At 47.3% G+C, this 16,708-nt stretch carries 14 protein-coding genes and 2 pseudogenes; 6 read left to right on the top strand and 10 right to left on the bottom strand.

Features of this window, described 5'->3' with window-relative positions:
* Window positions 1-23 precede the first annotated feature (23 nt).
* Window positions 24-143: pseudogene (locus HMPREF3119_RS18705) on the bottom strand (transposase); the annotation flags it as partial.
* 77 nt (window positions 144-220) lie between these two features.
* On the opposite strand from HMPREF3119_RS18705, the gene rlmF reads away from it, so the two are divergent.
* A complete protein-coding gene (gene rlmF / locus HMPREF3119_RS05865; RefSeq protein ID WP_165934074.1) occupies window positions 221-1,186 on the top strand; it encodes a 23S rRNA (adenine(1618)-N(6))-methyltransferase RlmF in 966 nt (321 codons plus the stop codon).
* A 356-nt stretch (window positions 1,187-1,542) separates the two neighbouring features.
* Here rlmF and HMPREF3119_RS05860 read toward each other — a convergent pair.
* From HMPREF3119_RS05860 to HMPREF3119_RS05820, 9 genes and pseudogenes are all read right to left on the bottom strand, one after another.
* Window positions 1,543-2,124: pseudogene (locus HMPREF3119_RS05860) on the bottom strand (integrase core domain-containing protein); the annotation flags it as partial.
* Between the two features lie 201 nt (window positions 2,125-2,325).
* The gene (locus HMPREF3119_RS05855; RefSeq protein ID WP_036413324.1) at window positions 2,326-3,162 is read right to left on the bottom strand and encodes a DUF932 domain-containing protein; all 837 of its coding nucleotides are present in this window, start codon (window positions 3,160-3,162) and stop codon (window positions 2,326-2,328) included.
* Between the two features lie 102 nt (window positions 3,163-3,264).
* Window positions 3,265-3,597, bottom strand: a complete 333-nt coding sequence (locus tag HMPREF3119_RS05850) for a TA system toxin CbtA family protein (RefSeq protein ID WP_036413322.1) — start codon at window positions 3,595-3,597, stop codon at window positions 3,265-3,267.
* 14 nt (window positions 3,598-3,611) lie between these two features.
* Window positions 3,612-4,052 carry an antirestriction protein gene (locus HMPREF3119_RS05845; RefSeq protein ID WP_052125917.1) on the bottom strand — a complete coding sequence of 147 codons (441 nt, stop codon included), beginning with the start codon at window positions 4,050-4,052 and terminating at the stop codon, window positions 3,612-3,614.
* Window positions 4,053-4,172: 120 nt separating this feature from the next.
* Window positions 4,173-4,385 carry a hypothetical protein gene (locus HMPREF3119_RS05840; protein WP_036413320.1) on the bottom strand — a complete coding sequence of 71 codons (213 nt, stop codon included), beginning with the start codon at window positions 4,383-4,385 and terminating at the stop codon, window positions 4,173-4,175.
* A gap of 79 nt (window positions 4,386-4,464) precedes the next feature.
* On the bottom strand, window positions 4,465-5,544 hold the full coding sequence (locus HMPREF3119_RS05835) for a hypothetical protein (RefSeq protein ID WP_070578913.1): 1,080 nt from the start codon (window positions 5,542-5,544) through the stop codon (window positions 4,465-4,467).
* A 12-nt stretch (window positions 5,545-5,556) separates the two neighbouring features.
* Window positions 5,557-6,231, bottom strand: coding sequence for a helix-turn-helix transcriptional regulator (locus tag HMPREF3119_RS05830; protein ID WP_070578910.1), 675 nt, complete (start codon window positions 6,229-6,231; stop codon window positions 5,557-5,559).
* A gap of 54 nt (window positions 6,232-6,285) precedes the next feature.
* Window positions 6,286-7,032, bottom strand: a complete 747-nt coding sequence (locus tag HMPREF3119_RS05825) for a DUF3944 domain-containing protein (protein ID WP_070578907.1) — start codon at window positions 7,030-7,032, stop codon at window positions 6,286-6,288.
* A gap of 204 nt (window positions 7,033-7,236) precedes the next feature.
* Window positions 7,237-8,244 (bottom strand): hypothetical protein, encoded by a 1,008-nt coding sequence (locus tag HMPREF3119_RS05820; protein WP_070578904.1) that lies wholly within the window; start codon window positions 8,242-8,244, stop codon window positions 7,237-7,239.
* Window positions 8,245-8,951: 707 nt separating this feature from the next.
* Here HMPREF3119_RS05820 and HMPREF3119_RS05815 point away from each other — a divergent pair.
* The 5 genes from HMPREF3119_RS05815 to HMPREF3119_RS05795 all read left to right on the top strand — a co-directional run bounded on the left by HMPREF3119_RS05815 (window position 8,952) and on the right by HMPREF3119_RS05795 (window position 16,480).
* Window positions 8,952-9,971: a YagK/YfjJ domain-containing protein gene (locus HMPREF3119_RS05815; RefSeq protein WP_070578901.1), complete on the top strand. Its 1,020-nt coding sequence runs from the start codon at window positions 8,952-8,954 to the stop codon at window positions 9,969-9,971.
* A 100-nt stretch (window positions 9,972-10,071) separates the two neighbouring features.
* A complete protein-coding gene (locus tag HMPREF3119_RS05810; RefSeq protein ID WP_070578898.1) occupies window positions 10,072-10,293 on the top strand; it encodes a helix-turn-helix transcriptional regulator in 222 nt (73 codons plus the stop codon).
* 251 nt (window positions 10,294-10,544) lie between these two features.
* Window positions 10,545-12,101, top strand: coding sequence for a type I restriction-modification system subunit M (locus HMPREF3119_RS05805; protein WP_070578895.1), 1,557 nt, complete (start codon window positions 10,545-10,547; stop codon window positions 12,099-12,101).
* Window positions 12,098-13,279, top strand: coding sequence for a restriction endonuclease subunit S (locus HMPREF3119_RS05800; RefSeq protein WP_070578892.1), 1,182 nt, complete (start codon window positions 12,098-12,100; stop codon window positions 13,277-13,279). Before HMPREF3119_RS05805 ends, HMPREF3119_RS05800 begins: the two co-directional genes overlap by 4 nt.
* Window positions 13,280-13,357: 78 nt before the next feature.
* Window positions 13,358-16,480: an HsdR family type I site-specific deoxyribonuclease gene (locus HMPREF3119_RS05795; protein WP_070578889.1), complete on the top strand. Its 3,123-nt coding sequence runs from the start codon at window positions 13,358-13,360 to the stop codon at window positions 16,478-16,480.
* The last annotated feature ends 228 nt before the right edge of the window (window positions 16,481-16,708 follow it).

Genomic DNA, 16,708 nt, shown 5'->3' with positions numbered 1-16,708 from the left:
CGAAAAGGGAAACCGGCTTCCCGGTTGTAGTAGCTGGCTTCGGAGATACCGGTCTCACGGCAGACATCTTTGACTGTCCGTCCGGCTTCGACGGACTTCAGAATGGCGATAATCGAATGTTCAGTCAATCGGGCTTTGCGTATAGTGATCTCTTCCCTTTCTTCAGTACCGGTATATGGTATCGTACGCGCCAGAAATACCTTTAAGAGAGCCCTTCACGGTGGAAAAAAAGAAAACCTTCCTGCAGCAGAAAAGCGGCTTGCACCCGCGTAACCGTCATCGCTCACGCTATGATTTCCCGGCGCTGATCGCCAGTTGCTCTGCACTGGAGCCGTTCGTCAAGCCGAACGCCTGGGGCGACATTTCGGTAGATTTTGCCGATCCTGCGGCGGTTAAAATGCTCAACCGTGCGTTGCTGCAACATTTTTATGGCATCGAATACTGGGACATTCCCGCCGATTATCTGTGCCCGCCGATCCCGGGGCGTGCCGACTATTTACACCATCTGGCCGACCTGCTGGCGACCAGCAACGGCGGTGAGTTCCCTCGCGGTAAAGGCGTGGCGATCCTTGATGTGGGTGTTGGCGCCAACTGTATTTATCCGATTATTGGCCTGCGCGAATACGGCTGGCGTTTTACCGGTTCGGAGATTGATCCGGTATCGCTCAATACGGCCAAAATGATCGTGGAGATGAATCCGACACTGAGAAACGGTGTGCGCCTGCGTTTACAAAAACAACCCGAATTTATTTTGAACGGCATCATCGGCGTGGCGGAGAAATTTGATGCCACACTGTGTAATCCACCGTTCCACAGCTCTGAACAGGAAGCGCAAGCCAGCACCCGCCGCAAACTGCGCAAGCTGGGTAAAGGCGAGGTAGCCGACACGCCGGTACATAACTTTGGCGGCAAAAATAAAGAGCTATGGTGTGAAGGCGGTGAAGAAGCCTTTGTGCGTAAAATGGTAGAGGAGAGCGTTAGCCTGGCGCAAAACTGCCTGTGGTTCACCTCGTTGATTTCTAAAAACACTACCTTGCCTTCGATTTATCACGCGTTGAAGCTGGTGGGTGCGGCCGAAGTCCGTACCATTGAAATGGCGCAGGGGCAAAAAATCAGTCGCTTCGTGGCCTGGACTTTCCACGACGCACAACAGCAGGTCGCCTGGGCGACAGAACGCTGGCGTTAATTTCCCCGGTGCCGGTTATTTAACCGGCACCGATAAAACTTCACTTTTCCCTTTCAATTTCTGCATGTTGCGTTATTCTCAATATGTCTTCCAATACTAAAAATCTTAAAAAAGTTATTTATTCAAAATACAATAGTTACCTTACTTAATTGATATTTTAATCCGGTATATATACCCAACGTAATTCAAGCTGCAGGCTGAGCGCAGCCAACGAACCTGCGGTTTGAATGAATAAGGGTATATATCCGTGATCAATTAAGATACTTGATTTTATGACGTTTGAGGATCAAGCTCCATCTCATAAAAATAGAACTGACCGCAGAACAACGGAGCGCCCTTGAGGTGTCCATTTCCCCTTATCTGAAACAGTTCTGATTAGAGTTTTCCCGTTGCTTCCGGTAAAGCTCTGGCGGAAGATTACTTAGACTTTCGTGTGTCCGGTTCCGGTTGTAATCCTGCATCCGGGCGGGACCAGACCATTTCTTTCACCTGGCTCAGTGATTCAAATAAATACGCATTTAAAAATTCACGGCAAAATGAGCCGTTAAAACGCTCAATAAACCCGTTTTGTTGTGGTTTTCCCGGCTGAATATAATTCAGAGTGACCTCATTTTCTGTACAAAACTGAACCAGTTTATCCGATATAAATTCAGACCCGTTGTCCACCCGGATATATTCCGGTAACCCGCGTTCTTCTTTTAACCGGGATAAAATACGAATAATCCGCTCTGCCGGTAATGAAGTATCGACCTCAATTACCAGGCACTCGCGGGTACTTTCATCAATAATATTCAATGTTCTGAAACGTTTCCCGCAGTACAGACTATCGCTCATAAAATCCATTGCCCAGCCTTCATTAATTCGGGTTGCGGCAATTAACGGTACTTTTATTCGCTCAGGTAGTTTTTTTTTACCCGCCGTTTCAGGTTTAAGCCCAGCGATCACAGGAGTCGTATTTGATGGGTAATGACATTGATATTAAATAAATTTATTTTGTTGAATAAAAAGCAGTGCCCCCATTAATGCCCCCAGATTGATTATTGATAAAAAAATAATCAAAAAATATGGCTGTGATAACTACTCAACAGCCACAAATTATACCGCAAATTTCGTATTAAATCTCATGCTTGAGTATTAACTCAGATTGGTTGACGGCTTCCGAAATGCTCATACATTTTCTCTGTCATCACCCATAACGCTTTATTCAGACGGATATCACCATCAATAGCGGTCACTGCTCTGGTGCGTGATCGTTTCCCTTTAGTGGTACGTCCGGACAGTCCGCCTTTAATCAAATTTTCCTGCAAACGCTGGTACACCGTCCACAGGTCATCCTTCTTATCTTCACACCGGCGCGGTTGCAGCACCTGCTCTTCGGTGACCGGCTGGTGGTCATCCCCGAACCGGTACGTGATAGCGGCATGCGCCAGAGCCTGTTGTGCCGGTGGTGGTAATAACAGCGACTGCATCTGTTCCCGTTTTTCAGCCACCGCATCAAACGTTTCCAGCACTTCATAAGCCCCTTCAATCACTTTATCGACGACATTACCTTTGTGCGGCACTCTGACCTCACCAAAGGTATCACCGCAGACCAGACCGTTCTGACAGACTGCACGGAATAATCCCGGCAGCATCTGATAACTGCTGGTGCCGTCATGGCTGTTTAACAAAATAATTTCCGGTACCTGGACACCGGTGATCTGGTTATGACGGCGAAGGCGCAGCATATGCTTGGTATGCTCCCGGCGGCTGTCATCGCGGACACGGGTCTGACAGGCAAAGAACGGATAAAAACCTTCTTTCTGCAGGCTCTCAAGCAGGGTAATGGTGGGAATATAGGTATAACGGTCACTGCGGGATTCATGTTTTTCTGCTGAAAAGACACTGGGTACAGTGCAGTATAATTCTTCGGTGGTTAACGGGCGGTCACGACGAATGATATTCGCCCTGCCGAAGCGGGAAGCTAAACGGATCATAGTAATACTCCTGTAAAATAAATGGATAATGTGGCTGTCAGATAAAAACCGGGGCTAAACGGGATAAAGGATGCGATAAGATGAGGTGTGGATACGGGCTTTTTATGCAGCAGAGTGTCTGCTGGTGGCATAGCTGCTGAGGTGGGTTATCAGGCCGGTTGCCTTCCGTGCCCGCAGAATATCGGTTGCAGTGATACTGTGTGACGGCTCAGTGATACCGTTGTTGCGCCGGTCAGTGCGGACCAGGGCGTATTTCTCCGCAAAGGCATTCAGTGCCTCACACAATGACACTCCGCGACAAAGGCAGGCCTCAATCACGCGCTCATCACTGAATTCCGTGTCGTTCAGAGTGAGGCCGTAGTGCTGTTGCAGCAGGTAAGTCAGCAGTGTCTGCCAGACTGCCGCCGGTGACGCGGGTACTGCTGTATTGTTCATGGCGCAGCTCCCTGTTAATCAATAAGACGGAAAATAGCGGCACACTCCTCATGCTGTAAGGCGTAGTCCCGCAACTGATAAAAATATTCCACCATCTCCGGACTTTCAGTTTTAAATGACCAGAGACTGTAAGTGATGAGACATACCGCGATACCGGCCGCTTCGGGGCTCAGTTCCGCGTCATTGCCGTTATGCGGGTTAACCATCGGGAGTGATGTTTCAATCATGTCAGGCCAGATAAATGCGCCACCGTTGGTAAGCATGCTGAATTCCCAGAATGCACCGTGATAAATGTCACACAGATTATCCATCATCTTAAAAATGTCGCCTTCCAGGCGATGCCAGCCCGGCACGCTGCCGAAATAAAACCGCCAGAATGTGTCTCTGCCGCGGGGATGAACCAGATTGCTTTTGATGGCTGCGGGTTCATGCAGCAAAATTGCTGATAATGTCATCGTGAAACTCCTTTGTATTGATGGGTAAGTGGGTTACTGATTTGTGAATGGGCATAAAAAAACGGCAGACTGTGAACGTCTGCCGTCAGGTGTGATGTAATAACCGGTCTTCTGTACAGGTCAGCGTGGGAAGAGCCGGCCCAGCAGACGGTCAAGGGTACCGCCCAGCACGGCTGAGCAGGCCAGCGCGGCACTGAGTCCCGCCGCCACTTTTTCGGCTGTGGTGGCGTTCTCATTGTCTGCCGCCTCAGCCGCAGCCTGCCAGGCACAGTAAGTAGCTAGAGCCACCGTTGCCACACCGAGTGTGGTGGCCATTAATTTAAAGACAGACATCTGTGCTTCCTTTTTAATACGGGCAGAGACGGGGGTAATGAAACCCCGTGGTTGTGGTTTCCGGCATTCAGCATACCGGTCAGTAACCGAACGGGCTGACAGACGGCACTCTGATATCTTTTACCTGATGCAGATATAACCCGAATGCCACCATCTCCCGGTAAGCATCGGTCCCGGTTCTGTCCCCGTAAATATCGGCCAGCATTTCCGGTCCGCGGCTCACCGGTCCGCGTGAGACCGGGTGGAGGGGCCTCAGTTCGTGCTGCCCGTTCCGGTCATCCAGCAGAAACCTGCCGCCGGTGAATACCGGTTCACCGCCGGTCACACTCCACATCAGTTCCTGGGTGACCTGCCAGTCTTTCGATTCAGCATGAGCAGCTTCCAGTGAGGCCAGTGCGCGGGTCAGGGCTGCCTCATCCTCACGGCGGCGGTCATCACCCTCCCGATGCTCCTGCGCCTGCACTGCCTTCAGCTCAGCCAGTTCCTGCTTCAGTGAACTGAGGGTGTCAGACGGATTTTCAAACCAGCTGTCGATACTGTTTCCTTCATTAAATGACAGTGATTCGGTGATGCTGTTCCACTGTTTAATCAGGTCTCTCTGCTCTTCATTCAGGTCGTTTTCCCGGGGGGACCATAATTTCCCGGCACTAAGACGGATATTACGGTTATTGTCATCATTACCGGTGCTGATTTCACTGTGCAAAAAGGCTGAGTCAAACCCGGAAAGCGCATTAATCATCCCCAGCTCTTTTTCTGCAGTGGCAATACTCTGGTCAGTCCGGGTTTTTATTTCTGTACGCTGCCATGTCGTCACCTTACTGAGTTGTCCGGATACGTTTTTCAGTGCTGTCCGGTAACGGGCTTCCAGGCGGGAGTTAATGTAGTTCAGGGTGTCGGCCGTGTTGTAATGACAGCGGTACATGACCAGTTCCCGCCCTTTATCGTCAGTCAGGGTATCCCACTCTGTTTCGGTACATTCAGGGCGGTTATCCAGAATACCGCCGAGCGTGACGGTACGGTCATACGGGTAAATCAGCTGCTTTACCGACAGAATCTCCTGCTGCTGACGCGGGTCAGGGGCAGGCGTGCTGTCACTGTTGTCACAGGCTGTCAGCAACAGAGCAGACAGCAGAACGGCGGTGAACCGGGTTTTCATCATATGATGTTCCTTTTATGTGATTAATGAACGGATAAACTGATAATGGGGTAATGCGGTGATAAATTCGGGCCGGGTGACTGTCCGTGCGATAACCGCATCCTGACGGAAGCGGCGTCCGGACACGGCAATGTTCTGCAACTGACTGAACCGGAACACCCGCAGGGCAGACTGCCATTCCCCGCACAGATACCAGTCCCGCTGAAAATAAATCAGCTTGTAGGGAGCCATGCCCTCATGCTCCTGACCGTCACAGCGGAAGCTGAGCAGCCGCCTGCGGACAATCGCCTGTGTCACCACATAAAAGCCGCCGAACAGCGTCGGGGCGGATTGCGGCGGTTCGTGGTAGACCAGACAGGGGGCACCGTTTTCCGGACTGAGCAGAACGGACAGCAGCCTGCGGTCAAGCGAGGGGAACAGCGGGGTGATATGGGTGATATCAGCAAAGTACAGGATATCGCTGTCTGTCCGGTAGGGGCGCTGACCGGCGGTCAGCCGGTATCCGCCCTGATACGGCTCAGTATCCAGAAAGGCCAGGCGCTCACTGAAATCCCGCTGCAGTGTGCGGGCCGAGACATTAAACTCACGGGCGAGCTGTGCCGGATACAGTGTTTCGCCGCGGAACAGGCGGCTGATAATCATGGCCAGCCGGAATGCAAGCCGGTCATGGCGTGAATCTGACGTATGCATGAGCGCAGCCTCCGTGAGTCAGTCAGAGAAAACAGGAATAACGGAATACGGAAATCAGGCCGCCAGGGCCTTCTGGCGCAGATACGCCACAATGATGCAGGCCGGAATGGTGACCCGGTAAGCGGGACCGGCGATATCGGCTATCAGCCATGCGGAGCTCAGCGCAATTCCGACAGGACCGGCCAGTATGCCCAGAATGCGGGAGCCGAAGAATACAGAAGCCATTCCGGCCGTACCGGCTGTGGTTGCCATTCCCCCCATTGCCTGTATCACGCCGAAAGAGGCGATGGAAGCGAGTTCCAGCGCAGCCACCCCGGAGACATTTACCGCTGCCTGCAGAGCCATCATAACGAGCTGCGGAGTGGGATTAGTCAGGTTGAGTTTCATTTCCTGTGACAGGGCAGCCAGTGCAGCCGGTGACATATCACTGATGCTGGTTCTCATTATCTGCATCAGGAGATTGATTTCTGCTGTTTCTGTACAGTCTTCCTTTTCATGCTTTACTTTCATTCTGCTGCAGACATCCAGCAGGATTTCACGGTAGAGCACGCCTTTGTTACCGCGCAGCAGCGTGACCAGGCTGTTGGCCCCGAAGGCCTGCAGCTCGGCACAGATGGCAGGCCAGTACTTCTGATGGTCAGGGTAAAAGAGCTGATATTCCGGTGAGGTGGTCAGAGATTCCGCCAGCCGTTTTTTGCCGTCTTTACTGTCGTGAGTCAGGACGGAGACCAGCAGACCGAGGTCCTCATTGCTGCACTGACCGATAAATGCGAGGTCGGGGTCGATACGGTAGGTTGCCATAACAGAAATTCCTTACAGGGTTATTTAAGACAACCACAGCATAACAAAGGGGTCTGACAGGGTATGACGCGGAAAATCGCTGTTTTCGGGGGGTAAAAAACGGGGAAACGACAGGGTGTGTCGCCGGTCGGTTATCCTGACCAGCATTTTCCCTGTCATATCAGTTGATTAATGTGTATCTGAAAAATCACTGATTCCGGAAAATTATTTTTTCGGTGTTCTGTACTCGTTCTCAATTAACCGGGTCACCAAATCGGTGATCGTCATTTCATAGGTTTCAGCCAATTCTTCCAGATGTTTTTTTACTTCATCATCCAGACTGCAGCTCAGTGTTTTTTTATTTTTTTGTTTTTTCCGGAAAGAACGCTGCTGCCATGCCTTTTTAAGAGAGTATAAAAAATACTTCTTCCCTCCGGGGTTATCATTCCATGCCCGCAGGGCGGCATAAAAACAAATATATTTATCTCCGGAACTTTCGGGGTTAAAGAACCGGAGGGGCCAGACAGGTATCTTTATATTATCGACGGAGTAGTTACAGATATAATCCCATATCCAGTTACAGGCATCATCATCATCCTTACTCAGCCATTTTATATTTTTTACTACTGTGAAGGATTTTATCCATTCATCCTTAAGCATATTTATAACATTTTCTTTTTCACCAAGCCGCAGGTTAATATGATCAAATACAGTCTGGAAATCGCGATACATCTCTTCAGTACTGACATGATTATCTTTTATACCAAACTTTCTTTTGATATGTTTTATTTGCTGTGATACAGATAAATTTATGAATTCATTATCACCCAGCCATCTACTAGCATCAGGTTTTAATACTGTTACCTGTTGAATCACGTGAGTATATTTATCATTTATAGCGGTTACGGGTTTTATATTATTTAACATTACCCAGCAATATGCAGAGGCAATGCTATCTTCTTTAATCCATTCAAACTTTTCAATACTGATAAGATTGTTATTTACATGATTTAAAACTTTATTGGTAAGGTCATTGTAATTGCTGTTCGCCATGCCAATAACTTCATTGATTAAATCTCTTAAACGTGATTTGTCATTTCTGTCACCTGAGAAATATTTATTTCCAACCCATTCAAATCTGGGCTCTGTTGACATGAAAAATACAAAAACACTCGCTTTTCTCAGGTCTTTCACTTTCAACAACTCATCAATTTCATAGTTCTTATCGTTCATAATCTGTCCACACCGCGTAGTCAATGTGTCGTTATTGTAGTTTGTTTTGGTCTCTGAAAAAGTGATAATGTCGTGATAACGTAGATTAAAAATAGTTTTATAGTCTTTTTGGTGAATTAAAAATGAAGTGTTTTTATCATAAAACTTATATGGTTACCCAGAAAAAACTGGTTTAGGCAGTATTTTTTACATGAAAAAATGATGCTCACTGTTACTTATCTTTTTTCCCCGTGACTATTTCTGTGAGGAGACTAACTTTCAGGTATCCTGTTCATTGTGAAACCTGCTGCAAATGCTGTCTGTGTATACTGTTTTAATAAACTCAGGTAACAATCGAAAAAGGATTATTTATTATTGTATTAATCTTACCTGGTACTCTCTGTATCAGGTTAATATCATCCTCTATTATTATATCCACCTCTTTACTATCGATAACCCTATCCTTTTATCGAATGAATAACCAAATATATAGAATGGTGTTCCTGTTACTGATGCGGATAATGATTGCATCACTCTGAGTTACTTACTCATCTTCATGGGCAATAACTTCTGTTAATCAACACCTGTAATCTGAGGGGTCGTTCAGAATGGATATCATTAATCATCTTTTAAACCTATCTGCTATAAAATCTCCATCTCAGTAAAAAATAAAACCCCCCCTCTTATATATGAACAGAAACACCATCATTAACCAGAGGGAATTAATCATGAAAGACGATATAACCTGTGAAATACTGGCGCTGTCACAAACCTACAATAATGGCACAGAGATTACTGATGATACTACAGACCGTGAATCACTCCGACTGATAGCGTTATATACCACTGCATTAATTAAAAGAAAGAGTCAGCCTGCTCCTTTTAAAGGGTACTGCTTTGCTAATAAATTACATATCAAGGCCACTAAAACCGGTCAGTTATTTTATGAATTAATACAAAACATTCTTTCTCTTTCCCGTGTCACCGGTAACCGTCGCAAATTACATCCGGTTATTTCGCTGATTGTTTCTCTTGCTGAAAAATATCATATTCGTTATGTTCCGATGCTGTCGGAATACTATCCTTTCTCAGAGGAGGATATTAAACAGTTAAATGAAGCCTATTGTGAATTTATTCAGTCCGTGGACAGTAAAGAGTATAAAACTGCTGTCAGTACCTTTAAGAACAGTGCCCGCAAGAACTACCGTTTATGCTGCCGCTATATTGAAAACCTGTTTGAGCGCCATGCAAAGCTGCTGGTGGTACGGACAGACCTGTCTTACGGAAAGCGGGTCAGCCACAAAGTTACAGCCGGGGATTTAACCCGTCACCGGATTGCCCTGTACAAAGCAATACAGCGGTTACCCCTGTTTAAACACTGCGTCGGTTATATCCTGAAACTGGAATACGGTCGTGAGAAAGGCTTTCACTACCACTGTCTGTTTTTCTTCAACGGCCAGCACGTCAGACGGGATATTACGATAGCCGGGCTCATCGGTGAGTTTTGGCAGGAAACCATCACTGACGGACAGGGGATCTACTTTAACTGTAACCGTTATAAATCAGATTACCGTATCTGCGGTATCGGCATGCTGCACCGCACTGAGAGCCTCCGGCGGGAAGGCCTGATGACCGCGGTGAACTATATCTGCAAAACAGACCAGTGGGTGAAACTTCAGGTACCGGGGATTAGCCGGACATTCTGGCGGGGAACCATCAGAAACAAACGGCGTAAAACACGCCGCTAAATCTTTTTTTACAGACAAGGGGAATCCTATAGAAGTGATATCCGCTGCGTCATCGATAGCACTTCTGCCTTTTTAATTAAACAAAGACAGGAGATTCCCCATGAATACCATCAATACCACCACAGCCCCTTCTCCACTTGACGAACCACTCGTGGACATGAAATTCATCACCCAATTTACCGGATCAACGGATAAGTGGTTTTACAAGCAGATACAGGAGGGCAAGTTTCCGAAACCTATTAAACTGGGCAACCGTTCCCGCTGGCTGAAAAGTGAAGTAGAAGCCTGGCTGCAGGCCCGTATTACGGAATCCCGGGAATGAATCACCACAGGTTTCCACACTACCTTTCCTGCCGTCAGCCCGGCTCTGCCCCTTGTATCTAATCCTCTGCGGATCACATCCCGACATATAAAGGCTGTTCGCCGTCTCCGGGGTAACCGGTATATACGTGCCCGTATCTGTATACTGTCCTTTGTTTCCCGTCACGGTATAATTACCGGATTAATGTCACACTCTGCAGCACACTGACCGGATAATGACTGTGCTCACCGAAATTTAAAACAGGACAACGAATGACAAGTTTGCAGCAACGTGCTGAATTACACCGCCAAATCTGGCAAATCGCCAATGATGTCCGTGGCTCTGTTGATGGCTGGGATTTTAAACAATACGTTCTCGGTGCCCTTTTTTACCGTTTTATCAGTGAAAACTTTGTCAGTTACATTGAAGCCGGGGATGACAGTATCCGGTACGCTACGCTTGATGACGGTATTATCACAGACGATATCAAAGACGATGCGGTCAGAACGAAGGGTTATTTTATTTATCCCAGCCAGCTCTTTTGCAATGTGGCCGCGAAAGCAAATACCAATGACAGGCTGAATGCGGATTTAAACAGTATTTTTGTGGCGATAGAAAGCTCAGCATCCGGTTATCCGTCTGAGCCGGATATCAAAGGCCTATTTGCCGATTTTGATACCACCAGCAACCGGCTGGGTAACACCGTTAAAGATAAAAACAGCCGCCTGGCGGCTGTGCTGAAAGGGGTTGAAGGGTTAAAGCTCGGTAACTTCGCTGAACATCAGATTGACCTGTTCGGGGACGCCTATGAGTTTCTGATATCAAACTACGCGGCGAATGCCGGTAAGTCAGGCGGGGAGTTCTTCACTCCCCAGCATGTTTCAAAACTGATTGCTCAGCTGGCGCTGCACGGCCAGAAGCAGGTGAATAAAATCTATGACCCGGCGGCAGGCTCCGGCTCTCTGCTGTTACAGGCTAAAAAACACTTTGATAATCACATTATTGAAGACGGCTTTTTCGGTCAGGAGATTAACCATACGACCTTTAACCTTGCGCGTATGAACATGTTCCTGCACAACATCAACTATGACAAATTCGATATCCGGCTGGGGAATACCCTGCTGGCACCTGAGTTTAAAGATGAAAAACCGTTTGATGCGATAGTGTCTAACCCGCCGTATTCGGTGAAATGGGTCGGCAGTGATGACCCGACACTGATTAACGATGACCGTTTTGCACCCGCCGGGGTACTGGCTCCGAAGTCTAAAGCGGACTTTGCGTTTGTATTGCACGCACTGAATTACCTGTCAGCCAGAGGCCGGGCTGCGATTGTCTGCTTCCCGGGGATTTTCTACCGTGGTGGTGCGGAGCAAAAAATCCGTCAGTACCTGGTGGATAATAACTATGTTGAAACCGTGATTTCACTGGCCCCGAACCTGTTCTTCGGTACGACAATTGCCGTTAACATTCTGGTGCTGTCAAAGCATAAAACAGATACAAATGTACAGTTTATTGATGCCAGTGGTTTATTTAAAAAAGAAACCAACAACAACGTCCTGACTGACGACCATATCGCTGACATCATGCGGGTATTCGACAGCAAAGCCGATACTATCTATCTGGCCAAATCCGTTACGGCTGAAGCCGTTGCCGCCAATGACTACAACCTGTCAGTCAGCAGTTATGTTGAAGCAAAAGACACCCGTGAAATTATCAACATCTCCGAACTGAATGCCGAACTGAAAACGACCGTCACTAAAATTGACCAGCTCCGTAAAGACATTGATGCGATTGTCGCAGAAATCGAAGGTAATGAGGCACAGTCATGAGTGAGCTGAGTTATCTGGAAAAGCTGCTGAATGGGACTGAGATCGAATTGTTGCCTTTATCTTCACTATGCGAGCTAATAACGACAGGAAAATTGAATGCAAACGCAATGGAAGATAATGGAGCTTACCCTTTTTTCACGTGTAATGAAGAGCCTTACAGAATTAACACATATGCATTCGATCTGGAGGCAATACTCATATCAGGTAATGGAAGTCAGGTAGGACATTTAAATTACTACAATGGAAAATTTAATGCATATCAGAGAACGTACATACTTGGAGAGTTTAATGAAAATGTAGATATAATGTATCTCTATTATTATCTAATGCATACATTGAAACATTATATTCATAAAAACTCAAAAAAAGGCTCTGTTCCATACATAACAATGCCTATGCTTGAGAATTTTACGTTCCCCATCCCTTGCCCCAACACCCCAGAAAAGTCTCTGGCAATCCAGTCTGAAATCGTCCGGATACTGGATGCATTTACTGCCCTTACCGCTGAGCTTACCGCTGAGCTTACCGCGCGTAAAAAACAATACGATTACTATCGTGATCAGTTGCTGAGTTTTAATAACTGCGAGGTGAATTGGAAGACGTTAGAGTACCTTTGTGAGTCAATTTCTGCCGGTGGAGATGTTCCGAAAAATAGCGCTAAAGGACAAATTAAACCAACCCCTGAATACCCGTATCCTATTTATGCAAACGCTACAGATGAGAAGGGATTATACGGTTACACTGATAACTATAAAATTGATAGTGATGCTGTAACCATCTCTGCGCGAGGAGCGAAAGTCGGATATCACACAGTAAGAGAAGCTAAGTTCACACCGATTATTCGATTGATAGTCTTGGTCGCCAATAAAAATGTAATTAGTACACGATATTTAAATTATGTTTTAGATATGACTCCCATTAGTAGTACTGAAGGGGGAATTCCGCAACTCACTGTACCAATGGTAAAAAAGATTACTGTTCCAATTCCTTTTCCAGATAATCCTGAAAAATCTTTAGCCGAACAAGCCAGAATTGTCAGTATTCTCGATAAATTCGATACATTGACCAGCTCAATCACTGAAGGCTTGCCCCGTGAAATCGAGTTGCGCCAAAAGCAGTACGAATATTACCGTGACTTACTGTTCAGCTTTCCGAAACCGGAATCGGTGAACAACTGACACATGACCGCCTGATAACGTCTGTTATGCCGGTTTCACCGGCATTCAGCACAACAGAATGAAAAAGCAGGGAGCCGTATGACGCAGCAGACCAAAACCATCGCCGAATCAAACAACTTTATTGTGCTGGATAAATACACCGCCAGACAGGATGGCGGAGACCGTTATCAGAGTGAGGAAGAATTAGAGCGCGAACTGATTGAGGACCTGCGTAATCAGGGGTATGAGTATCTGCCGGACTTAACCTCACCGTCTGCTATGCTGGCTAATGTCAGAACTCAGCTTCAGGCACTGAATGACGTGGTTTTTACTGACAATGAGTGGCGGCGGTTTACCGAGGAGTATCTGGATAACCCCGGCGATACCATCATTGATAAAACCCGCAAAATTCACACCGATTATATTTGTGATTTTACCTTTGATGACGGGCGTCTGGACAATATTTACCTTGCTGACAAGAAAAAACCGGTCCGTAACAAAGTGCAGGTTATCCGCCAGTTTGAGCAGACCGGAACCCATGCCAACCGCTATGACGTGACGATTCTGGTCAACGGTCTGCCGCTGGTACAAATCGAGCTGAAAAAGCGCGGTGTGGCTATCCGGGAAGCCTTTAACCAGATACACCGTTACAGCAAAGAAAGCTTTAATACCGATAATTCATTGTTTAAATATCTTCAGGTCTTTGTGATTTCCAACGGCACAGATACCCGCTATTTTGCCAATACCACCAAGCGCGATAAAAACAGTTTTGATTTCACCATGAACTGGGCCCGGTCAGATAATACCCTGATTAAAGACCTCAGCGATTTCACCGCCACCTTCTTCCAGAAAAATACCCTGCTGAATATCCTGTTTCATTACAGTGTGTTTGATATCAGCAATAACCTGCTGATTATGCGCCCTTACCAGATAGCCGCCACTGAACGGATTTTATGGAAAATCAACAGCGCATACAAAGCAAAGCACTGGCGCACTAAAGAAGGCGGCGGGTATATCTGGCACACCACCGGTTCCGGCAAAACCCTGACCAGCTTTAAAGCGGCCCGGCTGGCCACTGAGCTGGATTTTATCGATAAAGTGTTCTTCGTGGTTGACCGTAAAGACCTTGATTACCAGACCATGAAGGAATATCAGCGTTTTTCCCCTGACAGCGTCAATGGCTCTGACAGCACAGCCGGGCTGAAGCGCAATCTGGAAAAGAACGATAACAAAATTATTGTCACCACCATCCAGAAACTGAACAACCTGATGAAAAGCGAAGCGGATTTACCGGTTTACCGTCAGCAGGTGGTCTTTATTTTTGATGAGTGCCACCGCAGCCAGTTTGGTGAGGCACAGAAGAACCTGAAAAAGAAATTTAACTGCTTTTATCAGTTCGGGTTTACCGGCACCCCTATTTTTGCCGGTAAAAATGCGCTGGGTGCGGAGGATACCGCCGGTGTCTTCGGCACCGAGCTGCATTCTTACATTATCACCGATGCTATCCGTGATGAGAAGGTGCTGAAGTTTAAAGTGGATTACAACGATGTCCGCCCGATGTTTAAGGCGCTGGAAACGGAAACGGACGAACAGAAACTCAGTGCCGCTGAAAATAAACACGCCCTGCTGCACCCGCAGCGGATTGCCGAAGTCACGCACTACATTCTGAAAAACTTCCGGCAGAAAACACACCGGGCTTACCCGGGAGCAAAAGGGTTTAATGCGATGTTTGCCGTCAGCAGTGTGGATGCGGCAAAAGCCTATTATGAAACCTTTAAAGTCATTCAGCAGCAGGCGGCGGCGCAGAACACAAACTATAAACCGCTGACCGTTGCCACGATTTTTTCCTTTGCCGCCAATGAAGCGCAGGATGCAATCGGTGATATTAATGATGAGAGCTTTGATGTCACGGCCATGAACAGCAGTGCCAGAGAGTTTCTGGAATCCGCCATCGGGGATTACAACGCCCGGTTTAAAACCAACTTCAGCACAGACGGTAACCGTTTTCAGAACTACTACCGTGACCTTGCCAAACGGGTGAAAAATCAGGAGGTTGACCTGCTGATTGTCGTCGGGATGTTCCTGACCGGCTTTGATGCCCCGGCACTGAATACCCTGTTTGTGGACAAAAACCTGCGTTATCACGGACTGATGCAGGCATTTTCCCGCACCAACCGGATTTATGATGCCACCAAAACCTTCGGTAATATCGTCACCTTCCGTGATTTGGAGCAGGCGACGATTGATGCCATCACCCTCTTCGGGAAAAGCAATACCCGTAACGTTGTGATGGAAAAAAGCTATGCTGAGTATATGAACGGGTTTACGGACGCACTGACCGGTGAGACAAAACGGGGCTTTACCGAAATCGTTGCCGAGCTGGAAAGCCGTTTTCCGGACCCGGCCGGTATTGAGTCAGAAAAAGAAAAGAAAGCCTTTGTCAGGCTGTTCGGGGAATATCTGCGGGCAGAAAATATCCTGCAGAACTACGATGAATTTGTTGCGCTGAAAGCCCTGCAGACACTGAATCTCAGTGACCCGGCCGCCACGGAAACCTTTAAAGCGGAACACTATCTGGATGATGAGACATTTGCGGAACTGCAGATGATACGGTTACCGGCTGAGCGTAAGGTGCAGGATTACCGTTCAGCATACAACGATATCCGTGACTGGCAGCGGCGTGAGCGGTCTGCGGAGGAAAAAGAGAGCACCACGGTTGACTGGGATGACGTGGTGTTTGAGGTGGATTTACTCAAATCACAGGAAATCAATCTCGATTATATTCTGGGGCTGATTTACGACTACCACAAAAAAAATACCGATAAAACCACCATGAAAGAGGAAGTGAAACGGTTAATCCGCGCCAGTCTGGGAAACCGGGCCAAAGAGGGACTGGTGGTCGGTTTTATTGAAAATACTGATTTCAGTGACCTGCCGGATAAAGAAAGTATCATTGAGGCCTTCTACGCCTTTGCCCAGCAGGCACAGGCGCGTGAGGCTGAAGCCTTAATCAGGGAGGAAAATCTCAATGACGACGCGGCCAGGCGCTATCTGCGGGCATCCCTGAAGCGGGAGTATGCAACCGAAAACGGCACGGCGCTCAATGAAACCCTGCCGAAACTGAGTCCGTTAAATCCGCAGTACAAAACAAAGAAACAAACGGTATTTCAGAAGATGGTCGCTTTTATTGAGAAATTTAAAGGTGTCGGCGGGAAGATATAGTCAGTTATCTCAACAGCTGAAACGGGGACGTAGAACCCGTTATATCGGTAGGTGAGTATGGATGGCCTGCTTTATTTCCATCCCCCTTAGGCCGTCATTTAACCCCTCTGCGGGAATAATAATGCAACTGAGGGAAAAAGATGAACAGGTTTTTACCTTTTATTGGACGTCAGTATGGGGTGTACTTACACCTTTGACCCACTTGTATATCAAATAATGATAATTTAT

It is taken from the genome of Morganella sp. HMSC11D09 (assembly GCF_001807955.1).
Taxonomy (GTDB): domain Bacteria; phylum Pseudomonadota; class Gammaproteobacteria; order Enterobacterales; family Enterobacteriaceae; genus Morganella; species Morganella morganii.
Note: the sequence above shows the minus strand (reverse complement) of the source record. Positions and strands in the feature narration are given on the sequence as shown.